Origin of the sequence: Plectonema cf. radiosum LEGE 06105, from assembly GCF_015207665.1 — a bacterium.
Taxonomy (GTDB): Bacteria; Cyanobacteriota; Cyanobacteriia; order Cyanobacteriales; family Nostocaceae; genus Rivularia; species Rivularia radiosa_A.
The window spans coordinates 1-6737 of record NZ_JADEWL010000229.1; the positions used below are offsets into that span (position 1 = coordinate 1).

4 protein-coding genes are annotated in these 6737 nt (G+C 34.7%); 1 reads left to right on the forward strand and 3 read right to left on the reverse strand.

From position 1 onward, the window contains the following. Positions 1-136: 136 nt before the first annotated feature. The 3 genes from IQ247_RS30830 to IQ247_RS30840 all read right to left on the reverse strand — a co-directional run bounded on the left by IQ247_RS30830 (position 137) and on the right by IQ247_RS30840 (position 5126). Positions 137-1720, reverse strand: coding sequence for a serine/threonine protein kinase (locus tag IQ247_RS30830; RefSeq protein WP_228060204.1), 1584 nt, complete (start codon positions 1718-1720; stop codon positions 137-139). 550 nt (positions 1721-2270) lie between these two features. Beyond that, a complete protein-coding gene (locus IQ247_RS30835) occupies positions 2271-3449 on the reverse strand; it encodes an esterase-like activity of phytase family protein (RefSeq protein WP_193925864.1) in 1179 nt (392 codons plus the stop codon). Positions 3450-3518: 69 nt separating this feature from the next. Next, entirely contained in the window at positions 3519-5126 is a 1608-nt protein-coding gene (locus IQ247_RS30840; RefSeq protein ID WP_193925866.1) for a TM0106 family RecB-like putative nuclease, read from the reverse strand. A gap of 260 nt (positions 5127-5386) precedes the next feature. On the opposite strand from IQ247_RS30840, the gene IQ247_RS30845 reads away from it, so the two are divergent. Further along, positions 5387-6574, forward strand: coding sequence for an aminotransferase class V-fold PLP-dependent enzyme (locus tag IQ247_RS30845; protein WP_193925868.1), 1188 nt, complete (start codon positions 5387-5389; stop codon positions 6572-6574). The last annotated feature ends 163 nt before the right edge of the window (positions 6575-6737 follow it).

Genomic DNA, 6737 nt, shown 5'->3' on the forward strand with positions numbered 1-6737 from the left:
GGTAAGTAATGAGTATTAAGTAATAAATAAAATAATAAATTTTTACTCCTTACTCCTTACTTGTGACAAATCCAGGCTTGCTCCGGTGGTACTAACTCCGGTGGTACTAACTATTTCTTTGTACCTCATGCTTCAACTAAAATTTAGACAGGTTACTGAAAAAATTAGACAACCAAAGCTTGATATGTGTTTTCTTTTGTTGCTCGTCCAATATTCTTTGCAGAATTTTAGGTTTGATTTTTTCGTACTGTGCTTTGAGAATGGTTTTACTTTGATTGGATGGAATCAAGCTTTTATAATTTTGACTTGCTTCCAAACAAATTAATAATTGTTCACGCTGGTGGGGTGTAATTGTAACAGTTGTGACATCAGGTAATTTTGTTGGTTCTTCTAATGCAAAAAATAACAGGTGATAGTATCCTTTTTCTGCTAAATGTCTGACTATTCTTTCTTCTTGTTTATCTTTGATATCTAAGAAGTAAGATAGCCAGCGTGTTAATGATGAATTTGCTTCGTGTAGAACTGTTACCCACATAATCATCGGGTAAATATTAATTTTTTGGATAAATTCTGTAGTGTTTTGTTTGTCTAAAAATTTATAAATCTCTGCTTGAGGTAACATGACCGAAAATGTAGGAATTTCTCCTTGTACTGTATATAGTAAATCAGGGAAAGCAATTGGTGCAATTGGCTTGTTTACAGGCCATTTTTTTTGCAAACAAATATTTTTAGAAGTTAATTTTAATGGTGTTATATCTACTGATAATTCTGAAATATGTTTATCATCATTTTTGGTAATTTGGTAGGATTGACGTTGAATTAGCTCTAATTTTTCTAGGATTTCGGTAATATTATCGGGTCGATTTTTAATTTCTTTAGCTAAACAACTCATCACTAAATTTTCTAAATCAATAGGTACATTAGCCTCGTTGATCATTTCGTTTAATAAAAGCGGTGTTTCAAAACGATGAGCTTGATACCATTCACCAAAGGAGTTACTTTTTAACTGAAATGGATGCTTTCCACAAAGCATCTGATACATGAGAATACCCAAACTGTAAATATCCGAACGTATATCTAATAGTTTGCGTCCTTCCATATTTTCTGGAGCAGTATAAGGTAAACTACTTATAAAAGATTGAGAAAGTGTTGCTCCAGCCCTTTCTTTTAAGAGTTTAGCAATACCAAAATCTAATATTTTAACTATTTCTGCTTTTTTTACATCTTGAGTAATAAATATATTTTCTGGTTTAATATCTCGGTGAATAACTGGACAATTTTTACCTTTGAGACTCACACCTTGATAAGCGCATTGTAAACCCAAACAAATTTGATAGCTTATATCAAAGAATTGTTCTAATGTTAAAGGCTGATTATTTATGAATTCTAATAAATTTTTACCTTGAAGATATTCCATTACGTAAAATGGAATTTTATCATCAGTAATACCATAGCCTAATATCCGGACAATATGTTTACTTTTACGTCCTAATTGAGAACTGATAAAAATTTCTTTTGCAAAGCGTTGCGATATCGTTTGATTATCCAAGTTTGACGACAAAATTTTTACGGCTACTGGTATTCCAGCGTTGGTACAATCTTCTGCTAAATATACTTTACCTCCTCCCCCTTTACCTATTAAGTCTCTGATTAAATAACGATGATTTAGGAATTTTCCAATATAAGTGTCTAATTCTGTTTTATGTTTTTGAGTTAACATCTTATTGACTTTTTGTTGCAACATAAATCAATGAATTAATACATTTTTCAATTTGGGAGGAAATCAATGTTTATATAAGTAAGTCACCTCTAGCTTTTTTCCCTATAAATCAGGAGAGGGATTGAAAATAAGGTCTTAACTTATATTTAAGTTTAATTGCTTACTAAGGGCAATCAATTTTTATGAATAGATATAAAGTTTTAACTGAGCATACCGGGATTTCTAGGAAACACACTAAACATTATGTAACACAAGCAACTAATGTTTCCTATGAGAAATTTTACGGAAACACTTTTTGCCCCTACATGAAGTTTGGGAAATTATCTAAGTGTATATACTGCGATCGCAATCCTGGATAATCCAAGATTTGGAGGTGAAAGCTTTTAAATACAATATTTTTCAATGTTTATCAAATTTATTTTTTGTTCACTCTCATGGATGTAGATTGTACATACTTAAACAGCTATTTTAAGATATCGAATAAAATATACATAGAATAATACCCCTGTTTATACGGAGCAAGGAAAGCGCAAGGAGTAAGAGTTTATGCTTAGGAAATGCGATCGCGAATTAAACGTAAGAGTCTTTCGAGTCGTGATTCTATCTTGAGTTGGAATGCTAAAAATTGAGTACGTTGGAGTTTATTAAAGTTATTATCGCTAACTAAAATTAATGAGGGTTGTCCGTTTGGTAAAGTTTCACCAATAGTTAAACCTTCGGTGTTATCTAATGCAATATCTAGGTTTCCTAAGTTTAATAGAAGTTCTTTTTTTACAGGTTTAATGCTTTTCAAGTCAACTTTTTGTAGACTATTGATATTTTGTATATTATCAGCATTTTCTAAGGATATTTTGAATAATGAATTTACAAAACCTAAACCTGTAAAAGTTCTTTCTATACTCAAAAAATGTCCTTGATTATCGAGTGCGACTAAATCGGTTAAACCGCTAGCAAATCTACCATTAATATTGAAAAATGGTTTGACTATTTCGGTGGGGTAAAGAAATTCTTTTTCTAATTTTCTAGTAATTAGATTATATTGTAAAATTCTGCATAAGCTTCCCTGATTGGGCTTAGCTTGTTCACCATCTTGAATAAGTGCGTTTTCAGTAGCTGTAAATAAATGTTTTTTATCAGGTGTAATTGTGAGACTTTCAAAAGCTAAGTTGTTACGAATACCGCGTTTTTTATCTTTGGATGGTAAATATTTTTCAGGTATTGTTAAACTAGAAATTTCTTGCCCTGAATTGAGGGAAAACTCTTTGATAAATGGATTTATCCCCGCGATTGTATCACCTTCGGATGAGACAAATATAGATGAGTTGTTAGTTAGTGCTATTCCTTCTGGGTCTATATTTCCAGCAGAAAATATTTTACCACTTTTATCTTTTAACTTTGTGACAGTAACAGGTTTAATATCGCTACTTTGAAAAGAATCTATATTAAGATTAATATTAAAAGTATAAAATCTCGCTGGCGATTTTTGAGAGCGGTCATCGGATATTATGTAATAAAGTTGGTTTTGACTATCATAAGTTATTCCCGATAACCCTCCTAATTCAGTATTTTTAAAATTTGTACCTGTGGGTAAAGTTGCTTCACCGATGAAATTTATACCCGTTACCTCAACAGCAGAAGTTCTCAAGTTACTCAAAACAAACACAAACAGCACAATTGTGACGAAAAAAATAATAATTAATGGTAACTTAAATAATTTTCTAATTCCCACGACAAACTTAGGTTAAAGGTTTAAGGTTTAAGGTTTAAGGTTATTACCAAACATCAACTAACTTCTAACTCATAACTCCTCACTCCTAACTTCTAATTCGTCATACTGGCTTTCAAAAAAGTTAACTAGCCAATCTTTGACACTATGGGTTGCTCGACAGTCGTCTTCATTGTAACGTTTGATGATTTCTAATAAAGCGCGATCGCCAGTTTTCAACCATCTGTCATACCAGTAAATACACTTAGCACCGCTGGCTTCTGAGTCACGCCATTCAAATCCCATCCACCGAGCAATCGCTTTCAAGGCATAACTCTCAACTGGCAATGTTACTGTAGCTGTTAGTTGTTCGTAAATATCGACAAATCGATTCAATACTGGTAATACTTTTTTGGAAGGAGTACGGTGAAGTTTTGCTAGTCGTTGCACTGTGTCAAATTCATAAACACAAAAATGATAAATTGGTGCATCGGGATATTGCCATACTAATTCTAAAAATTGCCGCCAAATTAATTTTTCTTCCTCTGGTTTTTCTGCAAGAAAAGAATAAAATTGTTCGGTGTTCTGTTCTCTGTCAACAACTAAAACCCCTAATAAATAATTTAAATTCAAATCTGGCTGTGCTTCTATATCAAAGTAGAGTTCTATAGGGGCTGTATAAGTAATAGTTTCGTATACTACTGGGTCAATTTCTACGATTGTGGGATATTGAATTGGTGGCGATCGCCGTTCAATTATCGCTTTATCGTTTTCTAAAGTTAGTAAGGATTGATGTGTTGTGGAAAATTCCTCGGTTATCGTTTGTTCTACTAACGCTTGTGGTAAAAACAGCGGACGATTTTCCAATAAAGATTTTCCCTGTAAAATAAGTTGATTAGCAACTTCAGTATCAAAACCGGGTAAGTCTTTTAGTTCTGAAGGATTGGTTTGAGCAAGAGATTCTAAAGTTGTAATGTCAAGGATTTTTAACCAATCGTAACGACCTGGGGTTACTCCGGGTACCAACGAAAGATGTTTTTGTGTGGAAGCAGTTTGATGACAGCTACTGTACCAATTACAAAGACTGCACTTTTGCCGAGAAATAAATACTTCGGGAGGTGTTGGTAAATAGAGCGTTTGGATACATTCGTCCAAGATTTCTTGCATCCGGGGTATCCATTTGACTAAATCAACATTGTATCTGGGTTCTTTTCCCCGCAGCATCAACCAAGCCGTTTCTAATTCAACTTGCTGTACTGCTTGTAAAACAAAAGCATAAAATGCGGCAATAACTTGATATTCTTGTTTGGGACGCTTACCTAATTCAACTCTAGCGGGAACGTACATCCAATCTCCGAATCTTGAATTACCCTGTTGCTTGATGAGTAAATCCGGACGTGCTAGCAGAGTATGATTATCAGCATAACTTGTTGTCAGTATCCCTTTATAAATATATTCAACTCCCTGCTGCATCAATTCCAAAGTTGCCGCTTCCGCAGTTTTCGGTTCCCCATTGGCAAACTTTGGACGTTGATAACTGATTTTTTCTAAAATCTTTTTTTTATGAGCATATTTATCTTGATACAGTTTTAGAAGTAAGTCGCTAGGAGCATCTTGCTGATTTTTATCGCCGCGAACATTCAAAAACGGTCGGCGTTTACACTTTTGATATTGTATTAGTAGTTCGGCATTAATTAACATTATTTTAAGTTAACAAGAATTAGTGCAATCTGGGAGTAATCAAGATAACCAAAATTGGTGTTGTGTAATGTACATTGCTTATAGCAGTATTCCCGGTTCGGATAAGCAAAGGAAACAGTTTTTAAAAGATAGGAAGAAAAATCGTTTTGAAATATTTAAAAGTTGAATTTACTGTTTAAAAACCTTTATAAAGTAAATAAATCGGTCGCTTTTAACCCGTTTTATAATCCAAAATCTCAAATCTAAAATCTAAAATTGGTATGACAAGTATATCTGCTACACAAACAGGGTTGCATCAATATCGACAACAATTTCCCGCTTTAGCGAATAAAGCTTATTTTAACTTCGGAGGTCAAGGACCGATGCCGCAAACGGCTATGAATGCCGTAATTCAAGCCCAAGATCAAATTCAGCAAATTGGTCCTTTTGGCAGCGAAGTTAATGCTTGGCTTATACAACAGACTAAAGCCACTAGAGTAGCAATCGCAACCGAGTTGAATGTACCATCGGAGACAATTACACTGACTGAAGATGTAACAGTTGGTTGCAACATTGCCATGTGGGGCATTGATTGGAAAGCAGGAGACCATATACTTCTTACAGACTGCGAACATCCAGGAATTGTTGCTACAGCTCGCGAAATAGCACGCAGATTTTCTCTAGAAGTTACTACTTGTCCGATAATGGCAACTTTAAATAATGGCGACCCTGTAGCAATAATTGCTGAGTATTTGCGCCCCCGTACCCGCATGGTGGTGTTAAGTCACGTACTTTGGAATACAGGACAAGTTTTGCCTTTAGAAAAAATAGTAGTCTGCTGTAGAAACAATAATACAAAATTAATGGTAGACGCAGCGCAATCAGTCGGATTATTGTCATTAAATCTTGGCGAATTGGGAGTGGATTTTTATGCGTTTACAGGTCATAAATGGTTGTGTGGACCTCCGGGTGTAGGGGGTTTGTATGTGCGCCCCCAGGAACGGGAAAGTCTTTATCCGACCTTTGTCGGTTGGCGTAGCGTTGTTATTGATGGTCAAGCTCAACCTGTAAAATGGCAAGAAAGCGGGGAAAGATATGAAATCGCAACTTCTGCTTATCCTTTTTATATTGCTTTAACCGAAGCAATTTCAGTGCATCAAAAATGGGGAACATCCGAGCAACGTTACCAACAAATTTGTCGTAACAGCGAGTATCTCTGGAACAAATTAATGGCAGTATCGGGTATTAAATGTCTACTCCATTCTCCCCCCGAATCGGGTTTAGTTTCATTTCAACTGGAAAGTAATCAATCTAAAACTAGTTTGGAATTAGTCAAATTTTTAGAAGCCAAAGCAATATTTACTCGTACAATTGCTGACCCCGATTGTGTCCGTGCTTGTGTTCACTACTTTACTTTAGAATCGGAAATCGATCAATTAGTTGAGGAAATTCAGGGATTTTGTAAATAGGTAATGGGTAATCGGTAATGGGTAATCGGTAATCGGTAATCGGTAATCGGTAATCGGTAATCGGTAATCGGTAAGCTAAAAAGCGTTTAATTTGTATATTCAAATTTGATTAAAGTCTTGTAGTGCGGGGCATATTGCCCGCTAGGAAAATACAAATTAAATC

What these genes read in the sequence shown, in the direction of transcription:
- IQ247_RS30840 (WP_193925866.1), bottom strand. Translation starts at nt 5,126, where the DNA reads ATGTTAATTAATGCCGAACTACTAATACAATATCAAAAGTGTAAACGC.
- IQ247_RS30845 (WP_193925868.1), top strand. Translation starts at nt 5,387, where the DNA reads ATGACAAGTATATCTGCTACACAAACAGGGTTGCATCAATATCGACAA.
- IQ247_RS30830 (WP_228060204.1), bottom strand. Translation starts at nt 1,720, where the DNA reads ATGTTAACTCAAAAACATAAAACAGAATTAGACACTTATATTGGAAAA.